Source organism: Microbispora sp. H10670 (genome assembly GCF_014161385.1).
GTDB classification, from domain to species: Bacteria; Actinomycetota; Actinomycetes; order Streptosporangiales; family Streptosporangiaceae; genus Microbispora; species Microbispora triticiradicis.
This window is the reverse complement of sequence record NZ_JABBWW010000002.1, coordinates 144,668-162,172: the sequence shown is the minus strand read 5'-3', so window position 1 is coordinate 162,172 and position 17,505 is coordinate 144,668. Positions and strand designations below refer to the sequence as shown.

The window sequence follows — 17,505 nt, the reverse complement described above, 5'->3', positions numbered from 1 at the left end:
GGAGCCCGCTCTGTCAAGCCGCGATAGGAAATCGGTCACGGAAGGCCTGCCTTCCCTGAAGGCGATAGAACGCACCTCCAAGAAATCCCTACCGTTGATCTTCCGGAGGTGTTCATGCTCAAGAAGATCGCGCCTGTCCTGGCCGCGTCCGTCCTGTTCGTGCCTGCGGCCGCCCACGCCGGCACGTCACCCACCGTGATGGCCGCGCTCGGCGACTCGATCAGCGCGGGGTTCAACGCCTGCGGCTGGTACGTCGCCTGCAGGTCACGCTCCTGGTCGTCGGGCGACAACGCCGGTGTGCACAGCCACTATCTGCGCCTGCTCGCCTCGGACCATGCGATCAAGGGGCACAACCTCAACTTCGCGGTCCCCGGCTCGACCAGCGCCGCCCTGCCGGGGCAGGCCCGGCATGCCGTGCGCGAGAAGGCCGACTACGTCACCGTCCTCATCGGCGCGCAGGACGCCTGCGTCGGCTCCGAGAAGGAGATGACGCCGGTTCCGGTGTTCCGGCAGCACATCGACGAGGCCTTCGCCGTGCTCCGGCCGACCGGCGCGCGGGTCTTCGTGGCGAGCATCCCCGACATCGAGCGCCTGTGGCGTATCGGCAAGGGCAACGGGTGGGCCAGGGCCTTCTGGGCGGTCGGCCACATCTGCCAGGCGATGCTGGCCAATCCCCGGTCGACGGCGAAGAAGGACCAGGCCAGGCGCGACCGGGTGCGCGAGCGGGTGATGGACTACAACGAGCAGCTCAGGGAGGCGTGCGCCCTGTACGGCCCGGCCTGCCGTTACGACGGGGGAGCGGTCTTCTCCTACCCGTTCACGCTCAAGGAGGTCAGCGGCTGGGACTACTTCCATCCCAACGCCGACGGGCAGCGGGCCCTCGCGAAGGTCACCTATGACGCCGGCTTCTTCCGGAACACCGACGCCTGACCGCATCACTGCGGCGGTGCGTCGCGGGAGCGGTGCGCGCGCACCTTGTGCCGGTTGCCGCAGCGCTCCATCGAGCACCAGCGACGGCTGCCGGGGCGGGAGGTGTCGACGAAGAGGAGAGGGCAGCCGTCCGCGGCGCACTCGCGTACCCGGCCGGCAAAGGGCCCGGTGAACAGGTCGATCGCGTCCCGCGCGACGGCCGCCACCACCTGGCGGCCGGTGGCGGGGGAAGCCCAGGATCTCCGCCCGTCCGCGGTCATGACGGGCACCGGCGGGGCCGCCGCGGCCGCCTCGTTCACCGCGTCGACGTCGGCCTGCCGTGGCGTACGGCCGTGCGCCCGGTCGGCGGCGAGCCCCCACAGGGCGGCGCGCAGGAGTCTCGCCCGGTCCAGGTCGTCCGTGGTCGTGTCCACCCGTTCCAGGCCGAGCCGGGACACGGCGGTCCAGCGGGCGAGGTCGGCAGGCTCGTGCAGCGACTCGTAGCAGGCGTAGACCCCGACGCCTCCGCTCATGAGGAACTCCAGGCAGAGCGCGCCCGGATCGAACCGGAAGGTCGCCCCGTCGCGGGCGCGTAGCGTCAGGCTCATGTAACCATTATCACTGGTTACCGCTCCGGGCTACAGCCAGCCGTTGTGGCGGGCCAGGCGGGCCGCCTCGATCCGGTTCCTGGTCCCGGTCTTGCCGATCGACGAGGACAGGTAGTTGCGCACGGTGCTCTCCGACAGGTGGAGCCGCGCGGCGATGTCGGCGATGGTCGAGCCGTCCGCCGCCGCCGCGAGCACATCGCGCTCTCGGTCGGTCAGCGGGCTCGGGCCGGTGCTGAGCGCGGCGGCCGCGAGGGCGGGATCGATGACCAGATCGCCCCGCAGCACCCGGCGGACGGCGTCGGCGAGCTCCTCGACCGGCCCGTCCTTGACCAGGAACCCCCGTGCCCCGGCTTCCATCGCCCGGCGCAGATATCCCGGCCGCCCGAAGGTGGTGAGGATGAGCACGGCGCAGCCGGGCAGGCGTTCACGCAGGTCGGCGGCGGTCTCCAGGCCACTGCGGCCCGGCATCTCGATGTCGAGCAGGGCCACGTCGGGCCGGGCGCGCAGGGCGGTGTCCACCACCTCGTCGCCGCGGCCCACCTGCGCGACGACCTCGATATCGGCCTCCAGGCCGAGGAGCAGGGCCAGCGCGCCGCGCATCATGCCCTGGTCCTCGGCCAGCAGCACCCTGATCACGCCTGCTCCTCCTTGTCGTACGGCACCGCTTCGGCGTACGGCACGGACACCCCGAGCAGGAAGCCCCCGCCCGGCGGCGTGGCGATCTCCAGGCTGCCACCCACGGCCCGCACCCGTTCGCGCAGCCCGGTCAGCCCGTTGCCGTGCCCGGGGGCCTTTCCCCGGGCCGGGCCGTCGTCGCGGATCTCCAGCAGCAGGCGGCCGTCCCCCTCGACCCGATCGATCTCACGCAGGGTGATGTCACAGGCCGCCGCGCCGCTGTGCCTGACGACGTTGGTGACGCCCTCGCGTACGGCCCAGCCGAGCAGCGCGTCGATCTCGGGGGCCGCCCGCACCGGGCAGGTGCGGACCACGGCGCCGATGCCGGCGTCGGCGAGGACGGTCCGGGCGGCGTCGAGCTCGGCCGCCAGGCCCCTGCCGCGGTAACCGGTGACCGCCGCCCGCACCTCCGCCAGCGCCTGCCGCCCGATCCGCTCGATGTCGGCGGCCTGCGCGCCGGCCGCCTCCGCGTCCACCCGCGTCAGCCGGCGTACGGCCTCGGCCTTGACGACCATCACCGAGAGGGTGTGGCCGAGCAGGTCGTGCAGGTCGCGGGAGAACCGCAGCCGTTCCTCGGTCACGGCGGTGCGCGCCAGCTCCTCCCGGGTGGCCTTGAGCTCGTCGATGGCCGCCCACAGCGCGACGATCATCGCCGGGATGAGGCCGGCGGTGAACGTGCCCCAGACCAGCGGGGCCGCGTCGGTGAGGCCGGCTCCGCCTCGTACGGCGAGCAGCAGGGCGGCGGCGCACTCCGTGAACAGCAGCAACGGCAGGATCCGGCTCCTCACGGCGATCCCGGTGGCGGTGGCCAGCATGATGACCAGGTACAGCCAGTTGTCGCCGAACCCGGTGGCCGCCGTGAGGACGACGGCCGCCAGCAGTCCCAGCGACGGCAGGGCCCGGCGCCGGTCGGCGAAGGCGTAGTGGGTGGTGAGGAGGTACAGCCCGGCCGCGGCCGCCGCCGCTGGCCACGCCAGCCAGAGTGGGTGGGACCGGCCGTGCGCGATGTCCCACACCGGTCCCGCCGTCAGGAGCACCCAGATGAACATCCCCTTCGCGTCGGGGCCGCGCTCGCCCCCGCGCAGCGGGTCGAGCCAGGTGTCGCGTCCGGTCGTCATGGGAAACGTCGGTATCGGTGTCAGGCCCGGCGCCCGGCGCGACGGTAGCCGTACACCGCGTAGACCGCGAAGGCGAGCAACCACGCCACAAGAGTCGCGGCCTGACGGAGGGTGGGGGCGTCACCGAACGCGATCCGCCAGGACAGGCCCGCGTAGCTGTTCGACGGTGTCCACTCGGCGATCGCGCGCAGCCAGGAGGGGAACGTCTCGGCCGGTATCCACAGGCCGCCGACGATGGACAGGGTCAGCATGGTCGCGACGTTGGCCACCGCCGCCGTCTGGCCGGACAGGCGGTAGCCGTTGCCGAGGCCGAGCAGGGAGAACGGCACGGTCCCGGCCCAGAGGAGGACGACGATCGCCAGCCACCGCTGCGGCGGGAGCGCGACGTGGTTGACCAGCACACCGGCCAGCAGCACGGCCGCGATGCTCGGCACGACTCCGACGACCCCGGTCAGCACCTTCCCCGTGACGACCTGCGCGGGGGTCAGCGGAGTGAGGCGTAACTGACGCAGCCATCCGGTCGCGCGGTCCTCGGCGATGCCGCTGCCGTTGTTGAACGCGCCGCCGAGCGCGCCGTACGCCGCCATGCCGACCATTGTGTAGATCGCCGCGTCGTGCCGGTCACCGGGGGCCAGGCCGAGGTTGGTGAAGATGAGGTACATGACGACCGGCATCACGACAGCGAAGATCACATAGCCGCCGTCGCGGAAGGTCCTGGTCAGTTCGAGCCGGACGTATCCCCACATCACGCGTTCTCCTTGCTTGCCGGGGCTGTGCTCGTCAGGGCGACGAAGGCGTCCTCCAGGTCGGCCGGGACGACCTCCAGGTCGCGTACGGCTCCCGCCTGGGCGAGCGCCATGACGGTGGCGTCGGAGTCGCCGCTGCGGAGGTGGGCCCGGCCGGCCCGGATCTCCATGTGGCGCACACCGGGCAGGGTGGCGAGCCAGGCGGCGTCACCGTCGACGGTCACGCGGACGGTGGTCAGCGCCGCCGCGCGTTTGATCTCCGCACTGGTGCCGTCGGCGATCACCCGGCCGCGGCCGAGCACCACGATCCGGTCGGCCTGCTCGTCGGCCTCCTCCAGGTAGTGCGTGGAGAACAGGATGGTCTTGCCCCGGTCGGCGAGCCCGCGCAGGCCGGCCCAGAACTCCCGCCGGGCCTCGACGTCGAGGGCGGCGGTGGGCTCGTCGAGGACGACGAGGTCCGGATCGCCGCACACCGCCATGGCGAAGCGCACACGCTGGCCCTGGCCGCCGGACAGCCGGTCGACCCGGCGGCCGAGCAGGTCGCCGATGCGCGCGAGGGCGACCACCTCGTCGAGGGGGAGGGGAGCGGGGTAGGTGCCGGACACGAAGGACAGCAGTTCGCGGACCGTGACCCGCTGGACCAGGCCGCCCTCCTGCGTCATCGCGCCCACGCGGCCCCGTCGTACGGCCCGCTCGGGGTCCAGGCCGAACAGCGCGGCGCGTCCGGCGTCGGGCGGGATCAGGCCGAGCAGGAGCGCGATGGCCGTCGACTTGCCGGCGCCGTTGGGGCCGAGAAGGGCCAGCGTCTGGCCGCGGGGCACGGTGAGCGTGAGCCCGTCCACGGCCCTTACCGGGCCGAAGTTCTTCGTCGCAGTGGTCAGGGACACTGCGGGATCGGGGATGTCGGTGTCCACGAGGAGAACGCTAGAAGCGCGGGGCCCGCGCGACCAGAGCGATCGATCCGGCCTCGGGCAGGACAAAAGTCCTGAAGAAATCTACTTTGTAAAGGCGAGCTCCAGGTGCACCAGGCAAATAAGACGAAGCCCTAGCCGGCGGCTGCCGGAGCCCCGGCAGCCGCCGACATCGCTGACTAGATCTCGCAGTTGATCTCAGTCTCGGCGGTGCAGGTGTCGATGCCGGCGGCGCCGTTGGCGGTATCGATGCCGCCGTTGCCATTCAGGATGTCGTCTCCGGAACCGCCGTTGAGAGCATCGCGGCCAGGGCCACCGGTCAGGCGGTCGACGCCACTGCCGCCCAGTATCGACGATTGCAAGGAGGTCTGATTGTTCACCGAGTCATCGCCACCGATGGTGCTGGCCTCGATGAACAGGATCCCGCTGCCGGTCCCGGTACAGTCGACCACGAGAGGGCCTTTCTTGACGCATCCCGCGCCGGCCGTCACCGACGCGTCGGCGCCCACGCTGACCTTGCCGGCGAGGCTGGTGATGTTGATGACGTCCTTGCCGGGAGTTCCCACGATGAACACTGTGCTGCCGTTGACGTGGACGGTGATCACGTCCGCGGACGCATGGGCGGGGGAGGTGAAAGCGGCGGTGACCAGGCCGGCCACCAGGGCCGCGCCGCCGACCCGGGTGGTCAGCCAGGAGCGCGGGTGAAGCGAAACGGTCGTCATTACCGTGTCCCTTTCTCTTTCTGTTTCTCTGTCTTATGCAGGCCGGGCGGGATTTCCGCTGCCGCCGCCGTTCAGGTGCGAAACAGGGGCTGCTTTGTATAGGTGACGGGAACGGAGGAGACGGGTTCGTCGAGTGCGGTGTCCGATCTGCGCCGGGCGACCGCGCGGACATACCCGAGGTGGCGTCCGCGATCGGCGTTGAGGGCGTTGATTTCCGCCTCGTTGTCCGGTGCGATCGCCTGTTGCCATGCCAGCCAGTACTTCCAGCCGTCCGTCATGGTGTCTGCGAGGTCCACAGAGGCGATGCCGCTGCGTTCCCAGTGCCGGTGCCACCAGTGGGCCGAGTGCAGACAGGCCATGCTCGGCTCCCACCAGCCCCGCAGATGCTCGGGGACCGGCCCGTCGATCTCCTGGGTCAGTCCCGCGCCGGCGATGCCGATCTGGCCGCCTGGCCGGACGAACCGGGCCAGATAGTTGAGGTACAGGTCGTCGGTGCCGTAGTAGACGAAGGAGTCGATGCTGACGACGGCATCGAAGAAGCCCGCCGCGAACGGCAGGGATCGGGCGTCGGCGTGGATCGGGAACACCGCGTGGTCGGCGCCGGCGTCGCGGATGCGGTGCAGCCGCTCGTCCGCACCGAACCACAGGTCCGTTGCCCAGACCTGGACGTCGAACTCGCGGTGCAGGAAGATCGATGACGCGCCACGGCCGCAGCCCAGGTCCAGCACCCGCATCCCGGGCTGTAACGTCATCGCCTGGGTGAGCCATTCGGTCAGCCAGAGCGAGTTCGCTCCGCCGCTGACGCTGGAGCGGATCCAGTCGGGGTGGTAGCGCGAGGTTCGTGGGAACAGCGGGGTCGCCAGGGGATCGTCGGGTACGGGTGTCGTTCCCTCTGTTGTGGTCATGCCCTCCAGGGTCGCCGGGTCACGGCCGACCACGCGTCCGTGCCGGCTACTGATGTTCGCGGGGCGCGTACGTACGCAACTGGGTCCGGTCCGCCGCGCCGGTCTTGGCCAGAAGCCGGCTGACGTGGGTTTCCACCGTGCGTACGGACAGGTGCAGCCGTGCTGCGATCTGCGGGTTACCCAGCCCTTCGGCCACCAGGGCGAGCACCTCGGCCTCCCGGCCGGTGACCCCGGCCGCGCGTAGTCGAGGCGGCACGCTCGCGCCCCTGTTGCGGCGGGACGGCGCACCGGCCTTCCGCAGGAGGTCTCGGCACTGCCGCGCCAGCGCCTCGTCGCCGTTGAGCTCGTGGCAGGCCAGGTCGGCGCGCAGTCCAGGTATGGGATCGCCCCAGCCCTCGGTCACCGCGGCGGTCCACACCGGCAGCCGCAGCAGTCGATGCCACCACGGATGCGCCTTGAGAGCCCCATCCCCGCGGGCCAGCGCCTGCGCCGCCTCCTTCGCCCTGCCATCGCGGCCCGCGGCGACGGCGTCGGCATAAAGCAGCGCACCCCGGTTGACCCGCCGGCGACCCACCCGGGCGTGCTGGAACACCGCGCGGGCCTCCTGCGGCTCGTGGCCGGTCACTTCGCGCAGCAGCAACCACAGCCCCCACCAGTGGGTGGGGGCGGCCGAGGCGTGACCGGCCAGGATCGCGGCGCCGTCATCGGCCTGCGTGGCCGCGCCCGGCAGGTCCCCGGTCACCACCGAGCAGATAGCGCGTACCAGGTCAAGACCGGCCCGCACCTCCCACGGCGCGTTCGGCCGGGCTCCGGCCCGTCGCAGCCATCGCTCCACGCCGTCGCGGTCTCCGGCACCTGCGCGGGCGGCCGCGACGAAGAGCTCGGCGACCGCCTGGACGCTCGTCAGCCGCAGCCGTGCTGACAGCTCGGCACAGCTGCGGGCCACCGGCTCACCCACGCGGGGACCATGCGCCACCAGCGCCAGGTCGGCCACCAGCAAGTCGATCGACGCCAGCTGCCCCAGCAGCCCGGCGGACTCGGCGACCTCGCGGGCCTCGGCCAGCGCGGGCGGGTCGGGCTGCCCACGCTGGACGGCGGCCAGGTGGAACAGGGCCGCCACGCGCAGCGGGGTCAGGCCACGCATGGCGGCCACCTGCACCGCCCGCCCGAACGCCGCGCGCGCCGCAGCGGCATCACGACGGGCCAGGCAGCGCCCCTGCACCAGCAGCGCGCCCGCCAGAGACTCGCCATCGCCGGAGCGTTCGGCCTCGCGGACCGCGTCGGCGGCGAGGGCGCCGGCGCGTTGCGGATCCCCCTCGCCGTAGGCGGCGTCGGCCCGCACGATGGCGAAACGCGGATCGTGCGGCCGGTCGGCTCGCTCGGCGTACTCGATCGCCGCCGCCCGGCGTCCGCCCACCACAGAGCTGCGGGCCAGCTGCAGGCACAACTCGACGTACTCGTCCCCGGTCGCGGTGTCGATGATCTGTTCCCCAGTGCGCAATGCCGCTTCCACCTCGCCGGCAAGTGTCAGCAGCCGGACCTGCTCGATGGCCCACGCGACGCGGATCGCACCGGCGGCCTCCACCCGGGCCAGCAACGCCCGCGCGCTGCGTAACGCCCCTCGTGCGAGATCGTGGCGGGCCAGCCGGAGCAGGATCCGGCCGGCCCGATCATGCTCTCCCACCGCGGCCAGCAGTTCGGCGGCCCGTACGTCAGCCTCACCGACGCCACCACCGTCGAGCAGTTCCGCGGCACGCCGTGCCATCGCGGCCCGCTCCGGCGGCAGCAATCCCGCCAGCACCGCCTCCCGGGTGAGCGAGTGCCGCCAGGTCAGTTCATCGGCCTCGGTGCGCAGCAGATGCACCCGGGTGGCGGCGCGCAGACCCGCCAGCAGCACCGACTCGTCCGCCTGTGCCACCGAGGCCACCACGTCCCAGCCCAGGTCAACCCCCACCACCGCCGCCACGTGCAGCAACCGGCGGTGCTCCTCAGCCAGGGCTGCCATCCGCTCACCGACGAGCGCCCGCAACGTCGGAGGCACTGCGATGTCGTTCAACGCCTCCCGCGGGGCGGTTGGATCCACGCCCGTCTCACGCAGTCCCGCCGTCAGCTCCTCCACCAGCAGCGGCAGCCCGTCGCAGCGCTCCACCACAAACGCGGCGGTCGCCGGCGCGAGCGGCATCCCGGCCCGATCACGGGCCAACTCGGTCACCTGGGCCGCGTCCAGCCGGGCGGGCCGCAGCATCCGCACAGCCGGCCGTCGGCCGATCCGCTCGATCTGATCGGCGGTGGGCGGCTCCTCACGCGACGTCCCACAGATCATGATCTGCTGGTCGACTACCTGATCGACCAGGTATTCCAGGACCGCCAGCGTGTCCGGGTCGGCCCAATGCAGGTCGTCCAGCACGAGCAGGCATCCGCGTCCGGCGCCGACCACGCGCAGCAACCGCAGCACGCCCTCCCCCACCATCACGGCGGGATCCACCATCGTGTCGGCCCTGTCGGCATAGCCGTTCGACACGAAATCGGGAATGATCCGCCCCAGCGCCGCCCGATACGGCCGCAGCTCGGCGTCCCCCGCGAGCACGGCATCCCGCAACCGCCCGACCAACGCGGTGGCCAGCGCCCGGTATGTGCCGCCCCCCGGCACCGCCCGGCCCGCCAGCACCTCCATGCCCGCCGCCGATGCCCGTGCCGACGCCTCCGCCAGCAACCGCGACTTGCCGATGCCCGCCTCACCGACGATCATCACGGCCGCACCATGCCCAGTGGCCGAAGCCTCAATGAGCTCCTCGATCGCCGCCAGCTCCTCGGCCCGGCCCACGATTGTGGCTTCCGCGGCCGAGGAGGGCCGGTGTCCGGAGGTGTCAGGGTCGGGGGTATCGGTGTCCACGCGGAAAACGGTAGAAGCGCGGGGCCGTCCCGGGTAGAGCGATCGATCCGGCCTCGGGCGGGCATATCACTGCTGGTCTTCGGGATCGTCCGTGACCGCCACGGGGCCGGCCTGGTTCGGCCCCGTGCCTTCGGATCGGTTACGGGCCGGGTCGCGACAGGACTGACGACGCCGGGAGGTCCGGCTCCTCGGCCGGTCCCTGGGACGGTTCGCCGGGCCCGCCCGCGTCGAGGGCGCGCCTGCGTTCGACGAGACCGGAGAGCAGGTTCTCCCACCGGGCGCCGATGACGTCGAGGTCGTAGCGGGCGGCGGTCGCCAGCGCGTTGGCGCCCATCTCGCGGCGCAGGTCCTCGTCCTCGATGAGGGTGCAGATGGCGTCGGCCAGCGCGTGGATCTTCTGCGGCTTCACCAGCAGCCCGTCACGGCCGTGGCTGATCATCTCCTTCGGCCCGGTGGGGCAGTCGTAGCTGACGACCGGCAGACCCTTGCTCATCGCCTCCAGGATGACCATCGGCATGCCCTCGTGGCGGGAGCTCAGCACGAACATCGAGGCGTCCGCGAGGACCGCGCCGACGTCGTCGGCCGGGCCTTCGAGGAACACCCGCTCCGTCAGCCCGCGCCTGTCGATGGACGCCTGGAGCTTCTCCAGCCGGGGACCGCCGCCGTGGATCCGCAGCGTCCAGTCCGGGTGCCGCCCGGCGACGTGCGCCCACGCGCGGATGAGCAGGTCGTAGCCCTTGCCCCAGGTCAGGCGGCCCACGCTGACGACGGTCTTGGCGGTGAGGGGCGAGACGCCGCCGTTCAGGCGGGGTGTCGCGTTGGGCACCTGGGCCAGCACGGCCGGGCGCTCCCTGCGGGCCTTGTCGAAGGACCGCTCGTAGGTGCGCAGATCGGCCTGCGTGAGGGTGACGACCGCGTCGTGCCTGCCGTACCGGCGGACGATCTGCTTGCGCACCAGGGGCTGGTGCGAGGACAGGTTCCCGTGCTCCTGGGCGACGGTGATGATCTCCGGGGGCGCGAAGCGCGCGGCGATCAGGTTCAGGCCCGGCCGCGTGCCGATCACGATGCCGCGCCGGCGGGACCGGATGTAGCGGACCAGCTTGAGGTCGGTGCGCAGAGTGAACCAGTGGTAGGCCGCCTCGTCCTTCGGCACGAGCCTGCTGGGGAAGCGGGACAGCAGGCCCTTACGGCGCGGCAGGCGGTCGTCGAGGTAGCGAACGCGTACCCCGGGCGGGACGGGGAAGGAGGGCTCCGCGCGTTCCCGCACGACGCTGACGATCTCGACGTCGTGCGTGCGGGCGAGGTGCCCGGCCAGGTTGAAGACGGTGCGGACCGTGCCGCCCACGCCGTTGGCGTGCAGCAGCAGGATGCGGATCTCGTTACCGTCGGGTGGCGGCGCCGACCTCGCGCGGCGCCGGTCGCGGGCCTCCAGGGCCCTGACCACCATCCTGGCCCCGATGCTGCGTAGAGAAACCACAATCACGCCCCGTCCGTGTCGGTGAAGATCCCCTTTCCCTTTGACGTCACCGGCAGTTCACATGTTGCTGTGATGTGGGTCACGTCCCACTTTACTGGCCATAAAGCCGATATATCGTCGTCCGCTTCCTGGGCGCGTCCTCCAGGAGGGTGGGCACCTCGTGCACGCCCACCGGCTCGAACACGCCCTCCGGCAGGTAGGAGCAGGCCCGGTCGGGCACCCCGGTGAGGACCTCGCCCGCGGCCCTGGCCAGGAACGGGGCGACCCGCAGGGCCAGGGGCCTTTCGTAGAAGACGTCTCCGGCGAGCACGACCTCCTGGGGCGGCGCGCCGTCGAGCAGGTCGCCGCCGAGGACCCGTACGGCGACGCCGTTGGCGGCGGCGTTGAGCCGCACGGCCGCCAGCGCGTACGGGTCGACGTCGTTGGCCACGACCAGGGCGGCTCCGGCCAGCGCGGCGGCCACGGCGACCAGCCCGGACCCGGTGGCGAGGTCGAGCACCGTCCGGCCGCGCACGGTCTCGGGGTGATCGAGCACGTGGCGCGCGAGCGCCTGCCCGCCGGCCCAGGGGTACGCCCAGAAGGGCAGCCCTCCGGCCCGTTCCCAGATCTCGTACAGCTCGCCGTGCGTCTCGTCGTGTTCCTCGCCGGCATGGGCCAGACACAGACGGATCTCCGGCACGTACGGCACGGCCGCGGGCCTGGTGTGCGTACGGACGAACGCCTCGGCGTGCAGGTCGTGCCCCATGTCGGGCGATCGTAGCGTCACCCGGACGAAACGCCGCCGGGCCGCGGGCACGCCCGAACCCCTAAAGGCAACTCATCGTAAATCGCGGTCCTGGAAACGGCTAACGATCTTCATCGTTGGGGACAACGTCGGCACATACCTTGCGTTCTGGGAGTGTTGCGCGATGGCCTGGTCGCAGGACGAAGAGCGGATGCTGGCGATGATCGAGCGGCACCTCACGGACGAGGACCCGAAGCTGGCAGCCAGGCTCGAGTCGTTCAACCACCGTGCCGGCCATCGCGCCGGCCACCGGGCCGGCCAGCGCGCGGGGCGGGGCGCCGCACGGCGCCGCCCGGGCCGCTCCACCTTGATCATCGCGGTGAGCTGGCTGCTCATCGCCACGCTGATCGCGACCCTGCTGGTCATGGCCCTGCGGCACGACGCCGCCGCGTTCCCCGTGTAGCAAGCACCGTGTAGTCGTCCCCGTGTGGTCACAGGGCCTTAAGGAAGTGCGCGGCGACCGGGGCGGCCACGTCGCCGCCCATGCCGCCGGCCTCCACGACGACGGCGAAGGCCAGGTCGCCGCGGTACCCCATGAACCAGGCGTGCGAGTCGAGTTTGGGCCCGGTGCCGAACTCGGCGGTCCCCGTCTTGCCCGCCGTGCCCGAGGGCAGCCCCGCCTTGCGGGCGGTGCCCTTGGTGACCACCGCCCGCATCATCGAGCGCAGGCCCTTCACCACCCCGCCGGGCAGCTCCCGGGGAGCCTCGGCCTGCTTGCGGGAGGGCACCAGCGTGGGCGGGCGCCAGGAGCCGTCCGCGACCGCCGCGGCCACGGTCGCCATGACCAGTGGGCTCGCGGTGATCCTGCCCTGGCCGAACGACTCGGCGGCCAGTTCGGCGTCGCTGGTGGCCTTCGGCATGCTGCCGGGCGTCGCCGGGACGCCGATGCGCAGCGGCTGGTTGAACCCCAGCTCCGTCGCCAGGTCGTACAGCTTCTGGGCGCCCAGCTTCTCGGCGGCGAGCGGGGCGAAGGTGGTGTTGCACGAGTGGGCGTAGGAGTCCAGGAACGACAGAGATCCGAAGGCCTCATGGTCGGAGTTCCGGATCTTCATGCCGCCGACGACCGCCTCCTCCGGGCAGGTCACCCGGCTCGACGGGGTCAGGCCCTCGGCCAGCAGCCCGGCAGCCGTGATCGTCTTGAAGGTGGAGCCGGGGGCGTACTTGCCGTCCAGCGCGCGGTTGAACCCGCCCCTGTTGTTGACGACCGCGAGGATCTCGCCGGTGGAGGGCCGTACGGCGACCAGCGAGGCGGGCTTGGGCAGGTCGCGCACCGCGTCGGCGGCGGCCCGCTGCACCTTGAGATCGAGGCTGGTCGCCAGGTCGCGGCCGGGGGAGCCCTTGACCGCGTGCAGGGTCTTGCGGCCCGCGCCCACCGCCTGGATCTCGGTGGTGGGGGTCCCGGCGAGCTGCTTCTGGAAGGTCTCCTGGAGGCCGGCGCGCCCCACGGGGTCGTTCTTCTTGTACGCGCTGCCCAGCTTGCCGAGGTCGTCGTCGCCGGCCTTGTCCAGGTAGCCGACGAGCTGCTGCACCGAGCCGCCCACGTCGCCGCCGTCGATGCGGTCGCCGTTGGCGTCGGTGATCGGCGCCCGCTGCGGCCACGACGTCTTCAGCGCCAGGTGGGTGGTCCCGTCGAGAACGGGGTGGACCGCGGCCGGTGACCAGTCGACCTTCCAGTAGTGGTCCTTGACGACGAGCCTCAGCGAGCCCTGGTAGGTCCAGTCGCCGACGTCCTTGAGGCTCGCGGTGGCGGTGAACGACGCGGTGGCCCGGTCGTCCTTCGCCTGGCCCGCCCGCACATCCCGTACGGTGACCTTCTCGGCCCCCAGGTTCTTGGTCAGCTCGGCGTACGCGGCGTCGAAGCCGGGTGCGGGGGAGGCGAGCTCGGCCTTCATGGCGGTGAGGTCGCCCCGGGACCAGGCCGAGGTGAAGCGGGCCGCGGTCTCCTGTGCGGTGCCGCGCGTGTGCAGCACGTAGTAGGCCCCTCCCGCGGCGCCCCCCGCCAGCACGACGGCCGCGGCGGCCGAGATCGCGACAGTCCGTCCTCGCGGCACAGGTACCCCCAGTCACGCCCGTGTCCCGGTCGGGACCAGAGCCTAGCGGGGCCGAATCGGTATTCACACTCCCGATTCGCCGGCGCCCTTGACGCTCGCGCCGTACCGGGGCACGTACTCCTGGCCCGACAGGCGCTGGATCGCGGCCATGACCTCGTCGGTCACCCGCCGCCGGTCCCGCGCGCTGCCGGGGTCGCCGGTGAAGGTCATCGGCTCGCCGAACCGCACGCCGATGCGGCGCAGGCGCGGCACCGACGCGCCGGGCGGCAGGACCTTCTCGGTGCCCAGCATGGCCACGGGCACGACCGGCGCTCCGGTCGTGAGCGAGAGCCACGCCACGCCGATCTTGCCGCGGTAGAGGCGGCCGTCGGGGGAGCGGGTGCCCTCGGGGTAGATGCCGAACAGTTCGCCCGCCTTCAGCACCTCCACGGCGGCGTCGAGCATGTCCTGGGCGGCGGTGACGTTCTCACGGTCGATCTCCATGGCCCCCATCGCCCGCATCCAGTCGGCCGCGAGGCGGTTGCCCGTGAAGTACTCCTTCTTGGCCACGAAGCGAACCATGCGGGGCACCAGCGCCGGCATGAAGAACGAGTCGAGCACGGACAGGTGGTTGGAGGCGAGGATCGCGGGCCCGTGCGCGGGGACGTGCTCGCGTCCCTCCATCCGCGGCCGCCACAGCAGGTGCATGACGGGAACGCTGACGGCCTTCAGGGCGGAATAGAGCACGGCCTCTCCTTCTCAGCACCACCGGACTCGGCTCGACGGACATACCCTAGGCCGCCCCGGGGGCCCTTCAGGTGTACGCCCCCTGCAACACACCCTCCCGTGTTTTGTACGGCATCGCCAACACTTCTCTGTACCTACTAGTATGTACAGCATGAGCACACCGGACCGCCTGATCGAGAGCACGCGCGAGCTGTTGTGGGAGCGCGGCTACGTCGGGACCAGCCCGCGGGCCATCCAGCAGCGCGCGGGAGCGGGCCAGGGCAGCATGTATCACCACTTCTCCGGCAAGCCGGACCTCGCGCTCGCCGCGATCGGCCGTACCGCGGGGGAGATGCGGGCCGGGGTGGAGGAGATCCTGTCCGGGCCGGGCACGGCCGCCGAGCGGGTCTCCGCCTACCTGCGGCGGGAGCGGGAGGTGCTGCGGGGCTGCCCGATCGGCAGGCTGACCCAGGACCCCGAGGTGATGGCCGACCCGATGCTGCGGGGGCCGGTGGAGGAGACCTTCGCCTGGCTGCGGGACCGGCTCGCGGCGGTGCTGGCCGAAGGACGGGAGCGCGGCGAGACCGGCGCCGGACTCGACCCCGCCGCCACCGCGTCCGCCGTCGTGGCCGTGCTGCAGGGCGGATACGTCCTGGCCCGCGCGGCGGCCTCGCCCGAGCCGTTCCACCAGGCCGTCGACGGGCTGCTCGCCCTGCTGTCCCGGTCCTGACCCTCCTGTTCCCGATCTTCCTGAGGAGCCCCGGCGTGTACGCCATGCAGTACGACATCACCCTGCCCGCCGACTACGACATGACGACCATCCGGGAGCGGGTCGCGACGCGCGGGCACGCCCTCGACGACCGGGCCGGGCTCGGCCTCAAGGCCTACCTGATCCGCGAGCGGGGCGCGGCGGGGTCGCCGGTCAACCAGTACGCCCCGTTCTACCTGTGGCACGACGCCGGGCGGATGGGGGAGTTCCTGGTCGGCGGTGGCGGCTTCCAGGGGATCGTCGCCGACTTCGGGCGCCCGGCGGTGCGGCAGTGGGCCGGCCTCGCCGTCGAACCCGGCCCGGCGCGGGGAACGGCTCCGCGGGCGGCCTCCCGCCTGCTCACCCCGCTGCCCGAGACCGCCGATCTGACGGCGTGCGTCGCGGAGGCTCTGGCCGGCCTGCGTGCGCTGGGCGGCGCCGCAGGCCTGCACACCGCCGCCCTGGCCCTCGATCCCGGTAGCTGGCGGCTGATGACGTTCGCGCTGTGGGAGCGGGAGGCGGCGGGCGCCCACGGCGACGCCGAGCGCTACGAGGTGCTGCACGTGTCCACGCCCGGCCTGGCGCTCCTGCCGGAGGGCCGGGCCTGGTGAGAGGCGTACGGACAAGAGGCGTGCGGACAACACGACGCCCCGCGAGACAGGGTCTCGCGGGGCGTCCGCGTCGAGGGCCGATGTGGCGGTCGCCTCCTCGGCGGAATGCACAACACGGCTCCAGCCGAACGGTATTCCGTGAAGGCGGTGTTTGCGGCCCGGGGGACACAAACCACATCGGCCACAACCGACTCTAGCCGACGCCGGCCCCTGCTTTCTCCCGCCCCCTATCCTCGGGAGGTGACAAGTTCGATCAAACACCCCATCAGAACCGAAAGGCTGGTGCTGCGGCGCTGGCGTGAGGACGACAAGGAGCCCTTCGCGGCGCTGAACGCCGACCCGGTCGTCATGGAGCACTTCCCGGCCACGCTCACCCGCGAGGAGAGCGACACGTTCATCGAGCGGATCGAAGCGGCGTTCGACGAACGCGGGTTCGGTCTGTGGGCGGTCGAGGCGGACGGCGTGTTCATCGGCTTCACCGGGCTGCAGGTGCCGAGGTTCGCCGCGCACTTCACCCCGTGCGTGGAGATCGGCTGGCGGCTCGCCAGATCCGCCTGGGGGCACGGGTACGCCACCGAGGCCGCGCGGGCGTCGCTGGAGCACGGGTTCGGCGCGCTCGGCCTGACCGAGGTCGTCTCGTTCACGGCGGTGCCGAACCTCCGCTCGCAGGCCGTGATGCGGCGTCTCGGGATGACCCGCGACCCTGGTGAAGACTTCGATCACCCGGTGCTCCCCGAGGGGCACCCGCTGCGCCGTCACGTGCTCTACCGCGTACGAAGACCAGCGTGCTGAGCAGGGCGAGCACCGCGATCACCGCCCGCACGGGGTTCAGAACCTGTAGCGGAGAACGCGTGCCCCTTGCCGCGACAAGGCCGTGCTGCGGGCGGTGAGACGGGTCAGCGCGCGTAGGGGTTGCGGGAACCGGGCTGTTTCCGGTGCGCGAGTGAGGATCTGCTCCTCGATCAGTTCGAGGCCGGCGTCCCAGGACTCTGGCTCGTGTGGGTCGTCGAAGCCCTGGGCGGCTTTGATGCCGAGTGCCTTGATGGTCGGGTGGTACTTCATGGCCCAGGCCGCGAAGCGGGTGTAGCCGTTGAGCGCGAGCTCGCCCGAAGGGAAATGGCCGGTCAGCGCGCGGGTCATCGTCTGGAAGGAGTCGCCGGGCATGAAGGGGAGCAAGCCTTCGGCGACGATCATCGCAGGCCGGTCGCCGGGGATGGCTGTAAGCCAGTCGGAGCTGGTGAGGTCGGCTCCGACCAGGTGGGAACGTCCGGGCAGACATTCGGCCCGCAGGTGCACCACTTCCGGGAAGTCGATGTCGTACCAGTCGACGCCGGGCGGGGGATCACAGCGGAACATCCGGGTGTCCAGGCCGCAGCCCAGGTCGAGCACCACGCATCTGGGATGAGCGGCGATGTAGGCGCGGACGACGCCGTCGAGCTTCTTGGCGCGCAGTGCCGTGGTGAGGACGAGGTTGGGCTTGACCTTCAGCTTGCCGAAGTCGTAATCGATGGTGCCGGCCAGGTCGGCGGAGAGCATATCGCCGAGGATCGGGCTGGGCCGCCCGGCGTCCAGGGCTCTGGCGTGGAGAGTGAGCAGCAGCGTTTCCTGGATCAGCCCGAGTTTGGGTTGCCGGCGGTGCATG

At 71.8% G+C, this 17,505-nt stretch carries 18 protein-coding genes; 5 read left to right on the top strand and 13 right to left on the bottom strand.

Annotated features, from left to right (window positions below):
* The first annotated feature begins 114 nt into the window (after positions 1-114).
* Positions 115-930, top strand: a complete 816-nt coding sequence (locus tag HHX33_RS04405; RefSeq protein ID WP_182873456.1) for a GDSL-type esterase/lipase family protein — start codon at positions 115-117, stop codon at positions 928-930.
* A gap of 5 nt (positions 931-935) precedes the next feature.
* Here the strand turns inward: HHX33_RS04405 and HHX33_RS04400 are convergent, their stop codons facing one another.
* The 10 genes from HHX33_RS04400 to HHX33_RS04355 form a co-directional block, all read right to left on the bottom strand.
* Entirely contained in the window at positions 936-1,517 is a 582-nt protein-coding gene (locus HHX33_RS04400; RefSeq protein ID WP_182873455.1) for a CGNR zinc finger domain-containing protein, read from the bottom strand.
* Between the two features lie 30 nt (positions 1,518-1,547).
* A complete protein-coding gene (locus HHX33_RS04395; RefSeq protein WP_111698573.1) occupies positions 1,548-2,153 on the bottom strand; it encodes a response regulator transcription factor in 606 nt (201 codons plus the stop codon).
* Positions 2,150-3,310 carry a sensor histidine kinase gene (locus tag HHX33_RS04390; RefSeq protein WP_182873454.1) on the bottom strand — a complete coding sequence of 387 codons (1,161 nt, stop codon included), beginning with the start codon at positions 3,308-3,310 and terminating at the stop codon, positions 2,150-2,152. The genes HHX33_RS04395 and HHX33_RS04390 overlap by 4 nt, the downstream gene beginning before the upstream one ends.
* A 20-nt stretch (positions 3,311-3,330) precedes the next feature.
* Positions 3,331-4,056 carry an ABC transporter permease gene (locus HHX33_RS04385; protein WP_182873453.1) on the bottom strand — a complete coding sequence of 242 codons (726 nt, stop codon included), beginning with the start codon at positions 4,054-4,056 and terminating at the stop codon, positions 3,331-3,333.
* The gene (locus HHX33_RS04380) at positions 4,056-4,970 is read right to left on the bottom strand and encodes an ABC transporter ATP-binding protein (RefSeq protein WP_310741213.1); all 915 of its coding nucleotides are present in this window, start codon (positions 4,968-4,970) and stop codon (positions 4,056-4,058) included. Before HHX33_RS04380 ends, HHX33_RS04385 begins: the two co-directional genes overlap by 1 nt.
* 176 nt (positions 4,971-5,146) lie before the next feature.
* The gene (locus HHX33_RS04375) at positions 5,147-5,689 is read right to left on the bottom strand and encodes a calcium-binding protein (protein ID WP_220501486.1); all 543 of its coding nucleotides are present in this window, start codon (positions 5,687-5,689) and stop codon (positions 5,147-5,149) included.
* 71 nt (positions 5,690-5,760) lie between these two features.
* Complete coding sequence (locus tag HHX33_RS04370) at positions 5,761-6,594, bottom strand: SAM-dependent methyltransferase (protein ID WP_182873452.1); 834 nt, start codon at positions 6,592-6,594, stop codon at positions 5,761-5,763.
* 46 nt (positions 6,595-6,640) lie between these two features.
* Positions 6,641-9,487 (bottom strand): ATP-binding protein, encoded by a 2,847-nt coding sequence (locus tag HHX33_RS37060; RefSeq protein ID WP_182873451.1) that lies wholly within the window; start codon positions 9,485-9,487, stop codon positions 6,641-6,643.
* A 139-nt stretch (positions 9,488-9,626) separates the two neighbouring features.
* Positions 9,627-10,970 (bottom strand): glycosyltransferase family 4 protein, encoded by a 1,344-nt coding sequence (locus tag HHX33_RS04360; protein ID WP_310741212.1) that lies wholly within the window; start codon positions 10,968-10,970, stop codon positions 9,627-9,629.
* 85 nt (positions 10,971-11,055) lie between these two features.
* Positions 11,056-11,709: a class I SAM-dependent methyltransferase gene (locus tag HHX33_RS04355; RefSeq protein ID WP_182873450.1), complete on the bottom strand. Its 654-nt coding sequence runs from the start codon at positions 11,707-11,709 to the stop codon at positions 11,056-11,058.
* Between the two features lie 163 nt (positions 11,710-11,872).
* Between HHX33_RS04355 and HHX33_RS04350 the strand changes: the two genes are divergently transcribed.
* The gene (locus HHX33_RS04350) at positions 11,873-12,151 is read left to right on the top strand and encodes a DUF3040 domain-containing protein (RefSeq protein WP_111698552.1); all 279 of its coding nucleotides are present in this window, start codon (positions 11,873-11,875) and stop codon (positions 12,149-12,151) included.
* A gap of 28 nt (positions 12,152-12,179) precedes the next feature.
* Here HHX33_RS04350 and HHX33_RS04345 read toward each other — a convergent pair whose 3' ends face one another.
* Positions 12,180-13,799, bottom strand: a complete 1,620-nt coding sequence (locus tag HHX33_RS04345; RefSeq protein WP_182873449.1) for a penicillin-binding transpeptidase domain-containing protein — start codon at positions 13,797-13,799, stop codon at positions 12,180-12,182.
* 63 nt (positions 13,800-13,862) lie between these two features.
* Positions 13,863-14,486: a lysophospholipid acyltransferase family protein gene (locus HHX33_RS04340; protein ID WP_138460932.1), complete on the bottom strand. Its 624-nt coding sequence runs from the start codon at positions 14,484-14,486 to the stop codon at positions 13,863-13,865.
* Positions 14,487-14,676: 190 nt separating this feature from the next.
* Here HHX33_RS04340 and HHX33_RS04335 point away from each other — a divergent pair, with 190 nt between their 5' ends.
* From HHX33_RS04335 to HHX33_RS04325, 3 genes are all read left to right on the top strand, one after another.
* Positions 14,677-15,234 (top strand): TetR/AcrR family transcriptional regulator, encoded by a 558-nt coding sequence (locus tag HHX33_RS04335; protein ID WP_111698707.1) that lies wholly within the window; start codon positions 14,677-14,679, stop codon positions 15,232-15,234.
* Between the two features lie 44 nt (positions 15,235-15,278).
* Positions 15,279-15,863, top strand: a complete 585-nt coding sequence (locus tag HHX33_RS04330; protein ID WP_220501519.1) for a DUF4865 family protein — start codon at positions 15,279-15,281, stop codon at positions 15,861-15,863.
* 240 nt (positions 15,864-16,103) lie between these two features.
* Entirely contained in the window at positions 16,104-16,655 is a 552-nt protein-coding gene (locus HHX33_RS04325) for a GNAT family N-acetyltransferase (protein WP_310741211.1), read from the top strand.
* 36 nt (positions 16,656-16,691) lie between these two features.
* Here the strand turns inward: HHX33_RS04325 and HHX33_RS04320 are convergent, their stop codons facing one another.
* The gene (locus tag HHX33_RS04320) at positions 16,692-17,504 is read right to left on the bottom strand and encodes a class I SAM-dependent methyltransferase (protein ID WP_182873446.1); all 813 of its coding nucleotides are present in this window, start codon (positions 17,502-17,504) and stop codon (positions 16,692-16,694) included.
* Position 17,505 lies beyond the last annotated feature (1 nt).